The 16,955-nt window shown below is 41.4% G+C and carries 12 protein-coding genes; 6 read left to right on the top strand and 6 right to left on the bottom strand.

From position 1 onward, the window contains the following. Positions 1 to 178 precede the first annotated feature (178 nt). The 4 genes from LV85_RS11775 to LV85_RS11760 all read right to left on the bottom strand — a co-directional run bounded on the left by LV85_RS11775 (position 179) and on the right by LV85_RS11760 (position 6,909). The gene (locus tag LV85_RS11775; protein ID WP_111319620.1) at positions 179 to 2,479 is read right to left on the bottom strand and encodes an FdhF/YdeP family oxidoreductase; all 2,301 of its coding nucleotides are present in this window, start codon (positions 2,477 to 2,479) and stop codon (positions 179 to 181) included. 782 nt (positions 2,480 to 3,261) lie between these two features. Further along, the gene (locus LV85_RS11770; protein ID WP_111319618.1) at positions 3,262 to 3,891 is read right to left on the bottom strand and encodes an NAD(P)H-dependent oxidoreductase; all 630 of its coding nucleotides are present in this window, start codon (positions 3,889 to 3,891) and stop codon (positions 3,262 to 3,264) included. A gap of 343 nt (positions 3,892 to 4,234) precedes the next feature. Then, positions 4,235 to 5,794 carry a serine hydrolase domain-containing protein gene (locus LV85_RS11765; protein ID WP_111319616.1) on the bottom strand — a complete coding sequence of 520 codons (1,560 nt, stop codon included), beginning with the start codon at positions 5,792 to 5,794 and terminating at the stop codon, positions 4,235 to 4,237. Positions 5,795 to 6,039: 245 nt separating this feature from the next. Next, positions 6,040 to 6,909 carry a DUF808 domain-containing protein gene (locus LV85_RS11760; RefSeq protein WP_111319614.1) on the bottom strand — a complete coding sequence of 290 codons (870 nt, stop codon included), beginning with the start codon at positions 6,907 to 6,909 and terminating at the stop codon, positions 6,040 to 6,042. Positions 6,910 to 7,083: 174 nt separating this feature from the next. Here LV85_RS11760 and LV85_RS11755 point away from each other — a divergent pair, with 174 nt between their 5' ends. Then, positions 7,084 to 8,022 carry an SGNH/GDSL hydrolase family protein gene (locus LV85_RS11755; protein WP_111319731.1) on the top strand — a complete coding sequence of 313 codons (939 nt, stop codon included), beginning with the start codon at positions 7,084 to 7,086 and terminating at the stop codon, positions 8,020 to 8,022. A gap of 28 nt (positions 8,023 to 8,050) precedes the next feature. On the opposite strand, the gene LV85_RS11750 is transcribed toward LV85_RS11755, so the two are convergent. Continuing rightward, the gene (locus LV85_RS11750) at positions 8,051 to 8,599 is read right to left on the bottom strand and encodes an LbetaH domain-containing protein (protein ID WP_111319612.1); all 549 of its coding nucleotides are present in this window, start codon (positions 8,597 to 8,599) and stop codon (positions 8,051 to 8,053) included. A 309-nt stretch (positions 8,600 to 8,908) separates the two neighbouring features. Between LV85_RS11750 and LV85_RS11745 the strand changes: the two genes are divergently transcribed. After that, a complete protein-coding gene (locus LV85_RS11745) occupies positions 8,909 to 9,427 on the top strand; it encodes a GNAT family N-acetyltransferase (protein ID WP_111319610.1) in 519 nt (172 codons plus the stop codon). A 99-nt stretch (positions 9,428 to 9,526) separates the two neighbouring features. Further along, the gene (locus LV85_RS11740) at positions 9,527 to 11,908 is read left to right on the top strand and encodes a tetratricopeptide repeat protein (protein WP_111319608.1); all 2,382 of its coding nucleotides are present in this window, start codon (positions 9,527 to 9,529) and stop codon (positions 11,906 to 11,908) included. A 211-nt stretch (positions 11,909 to 12,119) separates the two neighbouring features. Here the strand turns inward: LV85_RS11740 and LV85_RS11735 are convergent, their stop codons facing one another. Further along, positions 12,120 to 12,797 carry an OmpA family protein gene (locus tag LV85_RS11735; protein WP_111319729.1) on the bottom strand — a complete coding sequence of 226 codons (678 nt, stop codon included), beginning with the start codon at positions 12,795 to 12,797 and terminating at the stop codon, positions 12,120 to 12,122. Positions 12,798 to 13,014: 217 nt separating this feature from the next. Here LV85_RS11735 and LV85_RS11730 point away from each other — a divergent pair, with 217 nt between their 5' ends. The 3 genes from LV85_RS11730 (at position 13,015) to LV85_RS11720 (ending at position 15,594) form a co-directional block, all read left to right on the top strand. Continuing rightward, the gene (locus LV85_RS11730) at positions 13,015 to 13,854 is read left to right on the top strand and encodes an alpha/beta hydrolase (RefSeq protein WP_111319606.1); all 840 of its coding nucleotides are present in this window, start codon (positions 13,015 to 13,017) and stop codon (positions 13,852 to 13,854) included. Positions 13,855 to 13,951: 97 nt separating this feature from the next. After that, positions 13,952 to 15,193: an alkaline phosphatase family protein gene (locus LV85_RS11725; protein WP_111319604.1), complete on the top strand. Its 1,242-nt coding sequence runs from the start codon at positions 13,952 to 13,954 to the stop codon at positions 15,191 to 15,193. Between the two features lie 5 nt (positions 15,194 to 15,198). Then, on the top strand, positions 15,199 to 15,594 hold the full coding sequence (locus LV85_RS11720) for a group III truncated hemoglobin (RefSeq protein ID WP_111319602.1): 396 nt from the start codon (positions 15,199 to 15,201) through the stop codon (positions 15,592 to 15,594). Positions 15,595 to 16,955: the final 1,361 nt, after the last annotated feature.

Raw genomic sequence — 16,955 nt, 5'->3', positions numbered from 1 at the left:
TTAAGTATCGCTTAAAATAGCAATTATCTTTTTTAATACTAACCTGTACTGGTGCTTGGGATGGGATTTTGTTACGAAATGGATTGCATGTGGAGCGGAGGGATTTGTAAGTAGTTAGTCGTAAACTTTGTAAGTAGTAGAACAAAATTTACTACTGACTACTTACTGTTTACAAAATTTACCCAGTCTTCTCCACATTCACTCGCACCGATTTAGAAATCGGCGTGTTGCTTTTGTCAGCGTATTCTTGGATTGGAATTAATGGATTTGTTTCTGGGAAGTAGGCCGCCAAATTACCTTTTGGAATGTGGTAGGGAATTACTAAAAACTGGAAAACTTTCCGCTCTTGCCCATCATAATTACTCATGATATTGACCACATCCATTTTCTTGAGATTCTCCCGAGCCATATCAGCTTCGCTCATGAAAAGAACCCTGCGCTCATTGTGAATACCTCTGTACCTGTCATCTAAGCCGTAAATGGTCGTATTGAATTGATCATGTGAGCGTATGCTCATCAATAGGTATTCGTTTTCTTTTAGGTTATGGATTGGGAGAGCGGTGTTGCTGAATTGCGCTTTTTGATTTGGGAGTTTGCTAAAATCCAAGTCTCTTACATTATTTGGCAAGTAATATCCAGATCCTTTCGACTTGGTGTTCATGTCCTTGAATCCAGCGACCACCTCGCCGAGTTTCTCACGGAGTAATTCATAATCCGAACCTAGCAATTTCCATTTTACAGGATGATTTCCTTTGAAGTAGGCTGAGGCAATTCCTGCTACTATTTCCGGTTCACTTTTGAGGTCATCAGAAATTGGGTCAAGGAAGCCTTTAGATTGATGAACTATTCCCATGCTATTTTCCACGGTGAAATGCCTTTGCTTTCCGTCTTTGAGATCCTTGTCAGATCTTCCTAATGTGGGTAAAATCAAGGCGGTTTTCCCGGTGATCAAATGGCTACGATTTAGCTTGGTGCTGATCTGCACCGTAAGGTCACAGTTTTGAAGTGCTTTGGCTGTGTACTCTGTGTCAGAAGCGGCGGATACAAAGTTGCCGCCCAAGGCTACGAAAACCTTAGCCTTTCCTTCGTGCATGGCAGGAATCGCTTTGACTACATCTACTCCTTCATGATCGGGAGCATCGAATCCAAAAGTCTTTTTGATCGCTGCATTTAGTTCTTTGGACACATAGTGCATGATACCTACGGTTCTGTCACCTTGCACATTACTATGACCGCGAACGGGACAAGTTCCTGCTCCAGGTTTACCCAGACTTCCTTTCAGCAAAAGCAGATTGACGCATTCTTTGATGTTTTCTACCCCGTTTTTATGCTGAGTGAGTCCCATCGCCCAGCAGATGATGATTTTGCTTTTCTTGGCTAAAAGAGCAACTGCTTCATCAATCAATTTCTCATCTACGCCACAGAGTTCTAGTAATTCCTGTTCTGTATGCGTATCCAGATGTGCCAAAAGTGATTCGTACCCTTCCGTATATTTCTCAATAAAGTCATGATCAAAAACCTTCCCCTCAGCCTTGTCCAAATTCGCCAATTTTTTCTCAATCAGTTTTAAAAGCGCGACATCCTGATTGATTTTTACCTGAAGGTAAATGTCTGTCAGTCCGCTGCCATTGAGCAGCATTCCACTGAATTCCTGAGGATTTCGGAATCGAATTAGGCCAGCTTCCTGAAGAGGGTTGATACAGATAATTTTACCTCCATTACTTTTGCATTTTTCTAGGGCAGAAAGCATTCTTGGGTGGTTGGTTCCTGGGTTTTGCCCGATGACCATCACCACTTCAGCATTATCAAAGTCTTCGAGTTTCACCGAGCCTTTTCCTATTCCAAGCGTTTCAGAAAGACCAACTCCGCTGGATTCATGACACATATTGGAGCAATCGGGCATATTGTTCGTGCCAAAAGCTCTGACGAAAAGTCCGTATAAAAATGCAGCTTCGTTACTCGATCTGCCCGAAGTGTAGAAAATGGCTTTGTCAGGACTGGCGAGTGCATGAAGATGATCTGAGATTACTCTAAATGCTTCTTCCCAAGTGCATTCCTCGTAGTGATTAGAATTTGGTTTTAAGATCATTGGAGCTACCAAGCGACCACTTTGCCCGATTTTGTAGTCTGACCAACTCGATATTTCTTGCACAGAATAGTTTGAGAAAAAGGCATTATCAACCACTTTGGAAGTGGCTTCTTCTGCCAGTGCCTTTGCCCCGTTTTCGCAGTATTCTCCCAATTTTGATCTGTGTTCAGGATCTGGCCAAGCGCATCCAGGACAGTCGAAACCATCCTTTTGATTCATATGTGCAAGTGTCTGAAAGGACTTTATCACTCCCATTTCCTTGAAGGTATGCTGAAGCGCTACTTTTACTCCAGTGAGTCCAGCCGCATACAGCGCTGGTTTTTTCAGGTCAATTCCTGTGAAATCGGTGGAACTTTGGGTTTGGATATTCTTTCGTCTGGATGCGGACATGAAATTGTTTTTTGCGACCTCGTTTACTTAAAGTTAAAGAAATATCAAAACAGCTGATCATTCCATAGGCTTAATATGATTATCCACTATGCTACTGTCATACAAATTCAATCAAAAAAAAATTGGCAGCTAATAATTAATTCTATGAATAGCTCCGAAGGAGCAAGACTATTCATGACCCTGTACGAAGTGCAGGGCAAAATAATTGTTAGGATTTCGAGCCCTGAAAGGGCGTGACTTTATAGTTCCGCCCTTTCAGGGCTCCTATCATGTATTAGTTCCACCCCCCCCCCGGGCTATGCCGAGGGTTATGAATGGTCTCAATCCTTCGGATCTTATTTGTCAGATTTCAGACTTGGTATTTCGCTTAAAGAGAAACTATCCCAAGGATTGGATTTAATTCTTCTTCTGATACCTCAGAGAAACATAGGTTTTAATAAAATAGAATTGATCCTTTGACAAATCAAATGGTATTAGCGTTACAACCTCTTCATCCTCGATTAAAAAACCATCTGATATATTCACAGAGAAATCTTTGTTTCTATTTCCAATATAAAACATGCTGCTTCCTTCTCTATTATATTCACACAGCAAAAAGTTTTCAGATAATATCACATTTTTAATAATTTTAACTTATCTAAAACTAATAATTATTTCTAACAAATTAGTTTTGCCTGATCAATTTTACTTTGTTGTGAATTAATACCGAATTTCAGGCAGAAAATAAAAAAGCGAATTGAGTGCTAACCCAATCCGCTTTGTATCTATGGAATTTGCCTCAGTTAGACAACTGTTACAAATTTCTCTTTTGGAGTACGTACTTTTTTCATATTCACCAACCAGTCGCCTTCTTCATTTCTGTAGCCAAGCGGTAGCACCACTACACTTCGAAGTCCTTTGGATTTCAGATCCAAAATCTCATCCAATGCAGCCGGGTCAAAACCTTCCATAGGAGTGGAGTCAACTTCTTGTTCAGCTGCGGCGATCAATGCGGTTCCTAATGCGATATATGCTTGCTTGGCTGCGTGATTGAAGTTTTCCTCTGCAGTTTTTGCCGCATACATTCCTAAAAGTTTTTCGCGGTACGCGTCAGTTGCAGAATCAGGTAAGTTTCTTTGAGCGTTATTGTATTTGAACACGCTATTGATTCTGTCCTCAGTGTAATTGTCCCATGCGGCAAATACTAGCACATGTGATGCATCGGTGATTTGGCTCTGATTCCAAGCAATAGGCTTGATTTTTTCCTTTACTTCCTGATCAGTAATCACCAAAATCTCATATGGCTGTAATCCAGAAGATGAAGCGGAAAGTCTAATTGCATCAAGGATATAATCTACTTTTTCTTGTGGAACGGGAATTCCGTTCATTGATTTGGTGGCATATCGCCAATTCAAATTTTCTAATACTTGCATAAAATGTTGGTTCAGTTTTCAAAGTCCTAAGCTTTCACTCAGAAGCAATAGACACTAAACACGTCAAGCACCGTAAAGTTCAGTGTTTAGAAAATAAATGTATATACATGGATATTTTTTGATCTATGGTAAAAAGACTGAGTATTTCTGCGCTATTCTTCCAATATCATGTTGTTTGCCAAATGGCCTCGGCAAGCTCGGCCACCGATCTAGCAATATTGTATGTGGCGGGAGACACCTAGGTGGGTTACTTAGCTTGCCGAAGTTTGTCAAGGTGATGAAAAAATATAATTTATTTAGTGTATAGCTTTCGTGTAATAATAGAAGTCGGATTGAATCCACGCTACTCCTTCTCTTTGAAGTTTATATCGAGCTGCTGAACCTTCGGATCTTTCTCAGGGGTCAGCGTAAAGAAAATTTCCACATTGCCATTTTCACCTTCCATTGTAAAGCTGCCACGAAGTTGATTGTTAGGTTTTAGATCGGTGATATTTTTGATTTCTCCGACTTGTGCCAAAATAGTTTTGTATTCAGCATAGCGATGTTCTTTCGAGCTGTCGAGGAAGAAGTTTTCAGCCAAAATAGATTCTTCTAGTCCCTTGTTACCTGTTTGAATTAGAATTACCAACTGATTTTTTCGCTTTTCTAAAATATCGGAAACGGGTAATTCTCTCGGCTTCATGATGCCTTTTTCATAAAGTAAAGCCTCAATCTCGGCAAGTGGCCAAGGCGTAGTATAAGTCAGGTTGCAAAAGGCCATAATCCCAATTCCAAACTCAGGGAAGAATCGGTAATTGCTGCCAAATCCTGGCAAGGCGCCACCGTGAGAGACCCATTTGGTTCCGTTGCAGTTTTGATAAATTCCCAGTCCATAACCATAGCCGCTCATAATAGCACAGTCGCCATTTGAGTTTAGTCGAGGAAATTGTGGTGTTTGCATTTCCCTCAGAGAACTACGTTTGATCGGGCCAGTTTCTGCTCCATTTCTAGCTGGCCAAGCTGAAAGATGCAGGCTCACGTACTTGCTGAAATCCTCAATAGAAGTAATCAAACCACCCATCGCGCCAAAAGCTCCGTCATGAAGCATTGGTTCCAGCTTCCATTGTTCATCCTCCCAGCGGTAGCCGATAGCCAGTTCATGTTGAGGAGCATCGTCTATTTCCCAATAAGTATGAGACATTCCCAGAGGCAGCAAAATATTCTCCGTGATGTATTCTTGGTACGATTGGCCGGAAACTTTAGAAACGATGTGACCTAAGATAGCATAGCCAGTATTGCTGTATTCGTATTGCATAGAAGGAGCATTGGCAAAAGAAATTCCTATCTCGATCATATTCAGGAGCATCTGGTCGGGCTCGTCAAGTTGTCGATCTCCCCAGGGATTATCTTCTGGAAATCCAGCGGTCATGGTCAAGAGATTTTCTATATCAATGATCGGGGCATCTTCAGTGAGGTATTGCAATTTTGCCATCTCAGGGATGTACTTGGCAACAGGATCATTAAGTGCAAGTTTTCCTTCGTCTCGGAGTTTTATGATCGCCATCGCAGTGAAGCTCTTCGTCATCGAGGCAATTCTGAAGGCAGAAGTCGTTTTGGCTGGGGTGTTTTTAGCTACATCGAGCAATCCAGTAGCTGAGGCGATGATCAATTCGTTGTCCACCACTATGCCATAGGCAATTCCGGGGATATGGTTATCCTTGGCGTACTTAGCCATCAGAGCTTCTAGTTCCGGTGAGATTTCTTTAACCTTCTCTGCTCGCTGGTCAGACTGAAATACAGGCTTTTGGTAGTCGGCAGAAAAAGCATGAGCAGTACCTTCAGCTTTCTTCCCTTGTGCCAGGATAGCGAAAGATGAAAGAATCATCGGGATAAGTATGGGTATGTAGCGGTAGGGAGTTTTCATCTATTATACTTTGGTTGAAAAGTATAAGATAATCACAAGCATCAAGAATACTCAGCAAAATGTCCATAAGCTGTTTGGGATTAGTATCCGCAATGGTGCCAGTCGCCTTAGATTCTTTGCTTATCTAGTCGGAAGACCGAAGACCGAAGTGGCCTCAATTATATGTTTTAACATATCCTTGATTGCTTTTCCCTCTTTACTGGTAGAAAAGCGGATATACATAAAGACTAATATTAAAACCCTGCCTATTTCTTTTTGAAGAGCTTTTTTCCCAACTCAATAATTCCCCAGACAATAAAACCAATGACTAATCCGACTAGGAATTCCGTGATGATACCTGGAATTGATGGGAAAAGGTGGTGCATGAAACCAATGTTGTGAACGAAGATTCCACCAGAGACCAGCAGCAAGGCGATGGTTCCGATAAAGCCCATTCCCTTGATGATTTTGGGAAGTGCATTGACGAGCAGTAGTCCTACTTTATCAGAGAAGCTGTCTTTTCGTTCATTTAGCGCAATCAATTTGTACCCAAATTCATCCATGCGAACGATTAATGCGACTATGCCATAAACACCTATGGTAGCAAGCATAGAGATTGCGGATACCACTAGGATTTGTTCTAGCATAGGTTCGCCTACTACAGTGCCTAGTGTTATAATTATGATCTCCACTGATAAAATAAAATCCGTCACTATGGCTGATTTTATTTTTTCTTTCTCTTTGGCAAGTATCTGATCCTCGGTAAGATTATTTGCTAGGCTTACATCATTATGATGCTTATGTGGCACTATGTATTCGTAGATTTTCTCAGCACCTTCATACGCGAGGTAAAGACCTCCGAGCAAAAGGATGTAGGTGATTGCTACGGGGACAAACGCACTGAGCAAAAAAGCAAAAGGCAAAATGATGGCCTTATTAAGAAGTGAGCCTTTGGTGATCGCCCAAAGCACAGGGATTTCACGATTGGAGACGAAGCCTGAGGCTTTTTCTGCATTTACAGCCAAATCATCGCCCAATATTGCGGCTGTTTTTTTCGCTGCCACTTTACTCATTACTGCCACGTCATCCATTAGGGTAGCGATATCATCGAGCAATGCAAATAATCCTGAAGCCATTTCTTTTATTGAAAATTTATGTAACCTAGTGCCGATCTATGGCAATTGAAAGTGAAGATAGGCTACGCCGGCGATGTGCACAAATGAATATTTCAGGAGTGGAGATTTTGCCTAAGCCTAGTATAATCTGTTTAACTTGAGATTTAATACATGTTTTATACCAAAATTCTCCTCATGATCAGACTTGTGCTCGTTTTTTTACTTCTGGTAGTATCCAGATTTTCTGCTTTTTCTCAGGAAGATTATAAGATCCCAGCGGATGTGCATAGAATCGTCTTTTTGGGGAATAGCATCACTTATGCCGGTCAATACATCAGCTACGTGGAGACTTATTATAGATTGAAGCATCCGGATTCTGATCTAGACTGGATCAATGTGGGTTTGCCATCTGAGACAGTTTCTGGACTATCTGAGGAGAATCATGCAGGTGGTGCTTTCCCTAGACCAGATCTGCATGAGCGCTTGGACCGGGTGTTTGAGCAACTTAAGCCTGATTTAGTTTTTGTGAATTATGGTATGAATGATGGGATTTACCTGCCATTGGATGAGGAGCGATTTCAAAAGTACAAAGATGGGATCAACTGGCTGGCGGGCAAGATTTCAGAAATTGATGCGGAAGCGATTTACCTGACGCCACCAATCTATGATCCAAAGAAGGGAGCTGCTTATGCTAATGTGTTGGATAATTATTCGGATTGGTTGCTATCTCGCAGCTATACTGAGCAGTGGAAGGTGATAGATATCCACTGGCCGATGAGAAAGTATTTGGAAGATCAGCGAGTTTTAGATTCTGCTTTTTACTTAGCGAAAGATGGCGTACATCCAGGAGAAGTAGGGCATTGGTTGATGGCAAAGGAAATCTTACTTGGTCTAGGAGAATCAGAAGTCAGAGACTTTGCAGATATCCATGAGGCGATAGCTTCTTTTGCTAGTGGTGAAGAAATCCTGGATTTAATTTCAAAGCAACAAGCGATACTTCGAGATGCTTGGCTTAGAGCTACAGGCCATTTGCGTCCAGGACTTGCGGAAGGATTACCTATGGAGCAGGCAAGGCAGGAATCGGATTCAATAGAATTGAAGATTCAGCAGCTTTTAGGATCCTCAGTGCAGTAAAATGCCAGTCTGAGCGCAAATACGGGTTTTATTGTTCCGCTTTCCTTTGGCTTAAAACTTTGGCAGGAACTCCAATTAGCAATGCATTGTCCTCCAAACAGTCTCTGATCACACATGCAGAAGCTCCAATATTAATCGAATTCCCTAGTTTGAGAGGGCCTATTATGACAGCATTAGCACCCATTTCACAATTATTTCCGACCTGAATATCTCCGGGGCCACATCCTGCCTTTCCACCTATTACATTCCCGCCAGTTAGAGTCAAATTCTCACCTATAATAGCATAGCCTGATACAACCACACCCATAGCTGGATGAAGCACTAGTAATCCCCCTTTGATGTCGGATTTGTAATTCAAATCCATGTTGGAATAGGCCTGTAATAAATTATAAATTGGAATAAAAATTACGCGTATGATTTCATAGGGCCTTCCCATTAACAAGAATAAACTGCGTTCTAAACGATAAAGAAAAATGCCCCAAAAGGCTCTACTTAGCCAGATGTGAAGAATTCTGATTTTGTATTTCCCCAACATTCGTTTTAGATCTTGGCCGAAATACTTGAATTGTTGTCCCATTATAAGTTTACTGTTTTGGAAGATAGGCTGACCAGTCGTTTAAGGCAATGTTTCTTTACGCTTAGCATATGGTAGCCTATACGCTTCCCAATCCGAAATGTCGGGAGGTATTTCAAGAAATGCTAAATTAATTTTTTATGCAGTGGTTGATTTGTCTTTTGGCCTTGGTCCATATTGTGTTGAAATCCTTTACAGTTTATTTCTTTGAAGAAAAGATCCGGATTCAAGCTAAAGAAGGGAATACAACTTAGCTTTGCGGGGAATTTGAGTGACTCCAGAGGGGTTTTTTTAAAATTATTAGTTTACAGCATGTCCTATTTGATCAGAAAAGCCAATTTCTCGGATTTAAATTCTTTGGTAGAAATGGCTAGGATCGCATTTGTCGAGGCCTTTACCGAAGGAAATAAAATTGAAAACGTGAATTCTTACCTCGACGAGGCTTTTACAGAAGAGCAGTTTTTGGAGGAAATGGAGAGTCCAGCCTCTGTGTTTTTTCTTTTGGAAGTGGATGGAGAGCTTGCTGGATATTCTAAGGTGAATTTTGTCCCTGCACAGACGGATCTACATGATAACTCAAGTATGGAAGTGGCTAGGCTATATCTTTTGGGAAAATATATTGGCTTAGGCTTAGGGAAGGTGATGCTAAACCATACAATCAATTTTGCGAAGCTGAATAAGAAAAAATACCTTTGGTTGGGTGTCTGGGAAAAGAATAAGAAAGCGATCAAATTCTATGAAAAGCATGGCTTGAGCATATTTAGTTCACATGGTTTTCCTTTTGGAGATGAAATGCAGACTGACTTTTTGATGCGAATTGATTTCAAATAGAAATGGCTATTGTGCCGAAATAGAAGACTCTCATTCTCCTCTTTTGGCGGGTTAAAAATTTTATCCCTATTTTCATTTTTTAATTCAGGAAACTACTATATGAAGCAAAAACCAATTTTTTGGATTCTCTTAATTGCCTTATTTGGAGCTTTACTTTATGCGCAAACCTACAACTACGGATACTCTGGGGATGATGGGATTTATGCTTATTTCAATGGAGTGACGCAGAAAGGTCTGGAAGAATGGACTGAACTCTTCAAGTATGGTTCCATGAATTTCATTCAGATCAATCCGGTCAACACCAGTATTTATCGACCCTTCACCCTGTTAACCTTTGCGGTCGAATATCAGATTTTTGGAGAGTTCAAAGGTGGAAATGGGCATATCCTGAATGTGCTACTGTATGCTGGTTTATTGGTGGTTCTTGGGCTGATCTTGGAGAAACTTACCACTCGCAAAAACCTACCAATCCTGGTCCCCTTGCTTATTTTACTCCTTTACGCTACACATCCTATTCATACTGAAGTGGTGGCTTCTGTGAAAAGCCGTGATACCTTACTGGCTTCTTTATTTGCCTTCTCAGCCATTTTGACATGGATAAATGCTGAAAACAAAATGACTATACCACGACTGGTGTTAGTGGGTTTTCTTTTTTTTATGTCCTTGATTTCTAAGGAAGAGACGCTGACACTAATGGCTTTGGTGGCGCTGATTGCATATTTCTTTCAAAAGAAATCTGTTTGGGAATCACTCAAAGCTACCTTGCCATTTGTGGTGCCGGCGATTGTTTATTTGCTGATTAGGGCTGTGATCTTGGATAGTGCAAGTACTACCTACGATTCAAAAATCAACTCTATATTATATGGGCTAAGTGGAGGAGAACGCTTTGCTACCAACCTTTATATTTATCTGGAATACATCAAACTTTTGATTTTTCCGCATCCATTGAGTTGGGATTATTCTTTTGCGCAGCTGGATGTACAGACCTTCAAGAGTCCTTTGGTTTGGTTGAGTTTGTTGTTTTTTGCTGTGATGATATATTTTGCCTATCGAGGTTTCAAGAATAGAAGTCTGTTTAGCTTTGGAATACTGTTTTATCTAGCGAGCTTTTCGATTTTTGCCAACCTTACTAATTCCCTGATTATTGGTTCCAATCTGGGGGAGCGGTTTCAATTTATTCCTTCGCTTGCATTTTGCTTTCTGATCGTTTATGGCTTGTATGTTTTGGTTCAAAAGTATCAGCCAGCAAAACTTCAAATGATCATGGTACTAGTGCTTTTGCCAATCATTCTAGCTTTTTCCTACAAAACTATCGACCGATCAAAAGTATGGCAAAGTAATTTGACCTTGTCCAAATCCGGTATTGAGACTGCTCCAAAAAGCTGGAGAACTCATGTGATGTACGCCGAGGAGTTGAGGTTGAAAGCAAAGACAATAGAGAAAACGTCTACGGATTCTGCTAAGGCTTATTTCGCTGAAGCAATCCAAGAATTCGATCTTTCTAATGAGATATTGGGCAAAAACAATGCGGTGTCTCAATACCTCAATGCCTTAGGAGAGGTGTTGTTAGGCTATGGTGATAGCACTTGTGCCATCCAGGTTTTGGAGGAAAGTGTCAAGAAAAATCCTACAGCCTACTTCGGCTGGTTTAAACTAGCCATGATCAATTATGAAAATGGCGATTTTGATAAGGCTGAGGAGTATTATTTGAAAAGTTTGAAAGCTCAAAGGCCGGAGTATTTCCCGAATTATAAGAATCTGGGATTGACTTATATGAAGAAAGGGGAGAATGTCAAGGCGATTGCTATGCTAGAAAAGGCCTTGGAATATAAAGATGATGCTGGGACGAAAACAACCCTTTCATACCTCTATTCTGAGGCTGGGAATTTGGAAAAAGCCATGCAGTACCAGGTAAGCGATTCCACAGGCAGATCGGTAGAAGAAACCAGTTTTCTTTTTGCAATGTCTGAAGCAAATGGTGCTTTTCAACGAAAGGATTATGCTGCCGCAGTGGAGAAATACGCTAAGTGTGAATCGGGTTTTGAAGCCTATGGAGGTGCCGAGAAATTCCCAACTTATAACGCCGCTTATGGCAAATCTCTAATTGAGACCAGGGATACCATAGCTGCCAAAAAGCAATTTCTGTTAGCTTATGAGGTCAATCCAAATAATTCTGTAGTACTGACTAATCTAGGTACGATTGCTTTTCTCAAAGATAAAAATTATCCTGCCTCTGAACGCTACTACCGTGAAGCAACGATGGCTAATCCAGAAGATCCATTTACTGCCTATATGAACTTGGGTTCTGTACTGCTCGCACAGCGAAAAGAACGGGAGGCTTTGACAGTTCTCGAGAAAGCCTTGGAATATGGGTCAAGTCGAGCCGCTCTTGGTAATTTGTACCTAATCAATAAGTCACTAGGCAATGAGGAGCGGATGAATTATTATCTGAATTTGTTGAATGAGCCAGCCAATCAATAAAACTTAGAAAAACAACTCCCTGACAGCCTGCAAATCCCCTAAAAGTGGGACAAAGGCTAAAAAATTTCATCGTTGCATAGGTTTAAGGAATAATATGATGGATAAAAAGTATAAAATTCTAGTAAGGATTTAGCATTGGGGAAATGATTAAATCAAAAAAGGTGACCACATCGGCCACCTTTCGGATCTATAAATAGGGCTACTGGGGATGTTACTCGTCTCCCAGTTCGCCTCGTTCAGCCATTTTTTGCATTTTCTTATTTGCGTAGATTGCCACTTCCACTCTTCTGTTTTGCTGACGGCCAGCATCTGTGTCATTGCCCGCAGTTGGTTGCATTTCGCCATAGGCAGTGATTTCCATCCTGTTTTTTGCAATTCCATTTGATGTCAGAAAATCTTCAACAGAATAGGCTCTTTTCCTAGAAAGATCCATGTTGTAATCTTCCGCACCAGTATTATCGGTATGACCTTCGACAAGGATATTGGTCTCATCATATTTTTTCAAGGTTGCAGCTAGCTCGGTCAAATTCTCCTTAGATACTGCACTCAATTCTGATTTGTCCACCGGGAACATTAGACCTGAGTCAAAGGTGATTTTTATTCCTTCGCCTACACGCTCTACTGTGGCGCCTTCAAGATCACGTTGAAGTTCTTCTGCAGCTTTATCCATTTGATTGCCGATAACTGCCCCTGCAGATCCACCGATGGCTGAACCTATCAGTACACCAACTGCAGTGTTGTCTTTACCTGCGATTACACCGCCTAGGACTCCACCAGCCGCACCGCCGATTGCTCCGCCTTTTACGGCATTACTTGATTTACAACTCACGGCACCTAGGGTAGTGGCGCTGAGAAGTGCTGCGATTATAAATTTGTTACTCGAGTTCATATACATTGTTTTGTTTGATGCTCTTCCTAGTTTCAATTCATATACCATGTCTATATTGAGCTGTGGAGCGTGTTTTTTGAGTTTTTGTCTGGGAAAATATTCCCGATTGTGTGGAGGTAGAGGCTGGAATTGATATTGATATCACAGAAAAGTGGTAGTTTGTAGATGCTCTTTTTTAAGTGTAAAATCAACTAAGTCTATACAAGCTAAAATCGCCATGAGGAATTTTCTGTTTTGCCTAATTCTGGTTTTGCCCAGCCTAGTTTTCGCTCAAGAAAGTGGAGAGAAAATATTTCTCTGGGAAAATGGAGCGCCAGGTTTTGAAGATAGAAAAGATGAGCCTGAGCTCGCTCAGGACTGGTGGGTGAGGAATATTCACAATCCAAGTATCACGCTGTTTAAACCAGAGAAACCAAACGGTAGCTTTATTCTTGTTTGCCCAGGTGGAGGTTTCAGAAATCTGGGTTTCAATGGAGAAGGAGTCGCGCCAGCCAAGTTTCTTAATGAGCTTGGGGTGACAGTTGGCGTGTTGAAATACAGGCTTTTTAGAGAAGAGGATTCTCCTTATACCGAAGCGCATCCGACTCAGGATGTCACTAGAGCTATGCGATTGGTGCGCTCCAATGCTGAGAACTGGGGGATAGATTCTGATCGTATTGGGGTCATGGGTTTCTCTGCAGGTGGTGAGGTGGTCAACTGGGTAGCTTACGATGCTAATCCTGGAAATGCAGGTTCTGAGGATCTTATAGAGCACTTTTCCGCACAGCCTAATTTCCAAATTCAAGTTTATCCGGGGCCTTTGGGCACTCCTACGACTGTAGAAGCTGATGCGCCGCCTGTATTTCTTGTCGCAGCAAATAAGGATGAATGTTGCTCCAGTACCATTGTGGACACGATGCTAGCTTATCGCAAAGCAGGTGCAGATGTGGAAATGCATTTGTTTTCCAAGGATGAGCATGCTTTTAATATGGGTTTTCGCTCCGAGTTTGTAAGTATCAATCACTGGCCAGATCGATTGAAAGACTGGCTTGAGGATCATGCTTATTTTAAGAAATAATGAATGAAGCCGTATTCAGGTTTTACCAATCTGTTATAAGTGACGTTTGGATTGCTTGCCATTACGCCAGCAGGTATTTTTGTGGAAAGCTTATCTCATGAAAAGATTCTCTTCCCTACTGCTACTAGCTGTTTTAGCATTTCCTAGTCTTGCTTTTTCCCAAGAAAAAAAAGAACCGATCGTAATCTTGATTTCTCTGGATGGTTTCAGATATGACTATGTGGAGAGGTTCAAACCCGAAAATCTTTCGCGGTTTATAGCCGAAGGGGTTGAAGCTGAAAGCATGATGCCTTCCTTTCCTAGCAAGACTTTCCCTAATCACTATACCATCGCTACAGGGCTAAAGCCTGAGCATCATGGTTTGGTAGGTAATTCTTTTTATGACCCTGAGAAGGATCTGACTTATGCCATTGGTAAAACTGAAATTGTGCAGGATGGGACTTGGTATGGGGGAACACCACTATGGGTGCTAGCAGAGCAAAATGACATGGTAGCTGCGAGTTATTTCTTTGTGGGATCAGAAGCAGATGTGCAGGGTATTCGCCCATCTTATTACCATGATTATGATGGTAAAGTTAGTAATTTGACTAGAGTAACTGAGGTTTTCAAATGGCTGGAGCTTCCTGCTGAAGAGCGTCCAAGATTGATAACCATGTATTTCTCTGATATGGATGATACAGGCCATCGCTATGGGCCTAGCAATGATGAAAAGCTTTCAGAAACCTTAACGAGACTTGATCATGAGCTTGGCGCTCTTTTCGAAGGGCTGAAAAGCTATGACTTGGATATCAATGTGATCATAGTTTCTGATCATGGCATGATGGATATTAAGCCTGATCAATACCTTAATTTGACAGACTTGACCAAGGGGATACCTGCCAGAATTGTGAATAATGGAGCCTTGGCTCATTTGTATTTGGAAGATCCTACCGATAAAGAACAGGTGATAAAAACCTTAGAGAAATCTGATTTGCCCATACATATCACAGATGTGGATGACAAGGAAAATTATCAGGACTTGATGTATAAGGACAGGATTGGTGATATTCTGATTATTCCTGACCGCGACTATTATTTGGCTTGGGAGACGACTATTACGCGAATGAAGGACAATATGCATAGGTTGGATACCGATATGTTTGGTGAGCATGGTTTTAGTCCTGCCTACAAGGATATGCATGCAATCTTCTATGCCAACGGGCCTGCATTTAAGTCAGGCTTGGAAATTGAAACTTTTCAGAACATCCATGTGTATCCATTGATATGTAGGATACTCGGTCTTCCTGTTCCGGAGAATATTGATGGTAAATTGGAAGTGCTAGCACCTATTTTAAAATAAGTACCATGGATAAGATTGATATAAAATCGCGTAAGGAAGTTGATTTTTTGGTGAGGAGATTTTATGATCAGGTTAGGAATCATGAAACTCTGGGGCCGATTTTCAATGGAGTGATCAAAGATTGGGATACGCATTTGATCCATTTGAGTGATTTCTGGGAAATGATCTTGCTACAAAGCGGACCAGGTGCTGGGAAATTCAATCCCGTGAAGGTGCATAGAAAAGTAGATGCGGAAGTAGATAATAGCATAGAGCAAGCACATTTTGGAAACTGGCTGGCACTCTGGTTTCAGACTTTGGATAAATACTTTGAAGGAGAAAACTCGGAATATGCTAAGGAACATGCACGAAGAATGGCGCATATGCTTTTTATGAGGATTTGGGAAGCGAGGGTGAGGTGATTTTTAGTGTTCAGTCGCAGTGTTCAGTCGCAGTGTTCAGTCGCAGTGTTCAGTCGCAGTAATCAGTCACAGATTTTGGTCCGATCCCGATATGGGGACCGATGGTGAATTGAATTCATAGACTTTCCAATCATTCTAAACTTGGTTAAAATGAAGATTTTGTCCCAGCGGGACAACTGGTTTGTAGCTTATTGAGTGTCGTTTATTTCCTCGTTCCATAGGAACGAATGGTGGGGTCATTTTACCAGCCGTTCCTACGTAACGATGGTGCTTTATATATTCATCTTGCTACAAATCAGCGGTTCCTACGGAACGAAATTCGGTTGAAGTTCCAGTGTTCAGTCGCAGTTTTCAGTCGCAGTTTTTGGCGCAATCTTCCTTTCGGGACTGGTGAATAGAATTCTTAGACTCTCTAATCCATCTTGACTGGGCTAAAATGAAGCTTTTTGTCCCAGCGGGACAACTGGTCTGTAGCTGATTGAAGGTTGTCTATTTTCTCGTTCCGTAGGAACGAATGGTGGGGTAATATCACCAGACGTTCCTACGGAACGATGGTGCTTTATATCTTCATTTTGCTACAAACCAGCCGTTCCTATAGAACGAAATGCGGTTGAACTTTCAGTTTTCAGTCGCAGTGATCAGTCACAGGTTTTGATGCAATCCTACTATCGGGTTTGATGGTGAATAGAATTCCTAGACTATTTAATTCATCTTGACTGGGCTGAAATGAAGCTTTTTGTCCCAGCGGGACAACTGGTTTGTAGCTGATTGAAGGTTGTCTATTTTTTCGTTCCGTAGGGACGAATGGTGGGGTCATTTTACCAGCCGTTCCTCCGGAACGATGGTGCTTTATATCTTCATTTTGCTACAAACCAGCCGTTCCTATGGAACGAAATTCGGTTGAACTTTCAGTGTTCAGTAGCAGTAATCAGTCACAGATTTTGGTCCGATCCCGATATGGGGACCGATGGTGAATTGAATTCATAGACTTTCCAATCATTCTAAACTTGGTTAAAATGAAGAGTTTGTCCCAGCGGGACAACTGGTTTGTAGCTTATTGAGTATCGTTTATTTCCTCGTTCCATAGGAACGAATGGTGAGGTCATATCACCAGCCGTTCCTCCGGAACGATGGAGCTTTATATATTCATTTTGCTACAAACCAGCCGTTCCTATAGAACGAAATGCGGTTGAACTTTCAGTTTTAAGTCGCAATGATCAGTCACAGTTTTTGGCGCAATCGCGTTTAGCTAGCGGGATCAGACTTATGTCTATTGAAATGTAGTTTTCAATCCCAGAAAATTGTAAAAAGTAATAAGTGAGAGGTGATCGCTGTGTAGATTCTTGTTAGCTTATAGATCA

Origin of the sequence: Algoriphagus chordae (genome assembly GCF_003254055.1) — a bacterium.
GTDB lineage: Bacteria > Bacteroidota > Bacteroidia > Cytophagales > Cyclobacteriaceae > Algoriphagus > Algoriphagus chordae.
The sequence above is the reverse complement of the archived record's forward strand: the minus strand, read 5'-3'. Positions and strand labels throughout refer to the sequence as shown.

Excerpts from the sequence above, each read along its gene's own strand:
- LV85_RS11720 (WP_111319602.1), top strand. The coding sequence starts at position 15,199 with ATGGATAAGATTGATATAAAATCGCGTAAGGAAGTTGATTTTTTGGTG.
- LV85_RS11755 (WP_111319731.1), top strand. The coding sequence starts at position 7,084 with ATGATCAGACTTGTGCTCGTTTTTTTACTTCTGGTAGTATCCAGATTT.
- LV85_RS11730 (WP_111319606.1), top strand. The coding sequence starts at position 13,015 with ATGAGGAATTTTCTGTTTTGCCTAATTCTGGTTTTGCCCAGCCTAGTT.
- LV85_RS11775 (WP_111319620.1), bottom strand. The coding sequence starts at position 2,479 with ATGTCCGCATCCAGACGAAAGAATATCCAAACCCAAAGTTCCACCGAT.
- LV85_RS11750 (WP_111319612.1), bottom strand. The coding sequence starts at position 8,599 with ATGGGACAACAATTCAAGTATTTCGGCCAAGATCTAAAACGAATGTTG.
- LV85_RS11760 (WP_111319614.1), bottom strand. The coding sequence starts at position 6,909 with ATGGCTTCAGGATTATTTGCATTGCTCGATGATATCGCTACCCTAATG.
- LV85_RS11735 (WP_111319729.1), bottom strand. The coding sequence starts at position 12,797 with ATGAACTCGAGTAACAAATTTATAATCGCAGCACTTCTCAGCGCCACT.
- LV85_RS11740 (WP_111319608.1), top strand. The coding sequence starts at position 9,527 with ATGAAGCAAAAACCAATTTTTTGGATTCTCTTAATTGCCTTATTTGGA.
- LV85_RS11765 (WP_111319616.1), bottom strand. The coding sequence starts at position 5,794 with ATGAAAACTCCCTACCGCTACATACCCATACTTATCCCGATGATTCTT.
- LV85_RS11725 (WP_111319604.1), top strand. The coding sequence starts at position 13,952 with ATGAAAAGATTCTCTTCCCTACTGCTACTAGCTGTTTTAGCATTTCCT.
- LV85_RS11770 (WP_111319618.1), bottom strand. The coding sequence starts at position 3,891 with ATGCAAGTATTAGAAAATTTGAATTGGCGATATGCCACCAAATCAATG.
- LV85_RS11745 (WP_111319610.1), top strand. The coding sequence starts at position 8,909 with ATGTCCTATTTGATCAGAAAAGCCAATTTCTCGGATTTAAATTCTTTG.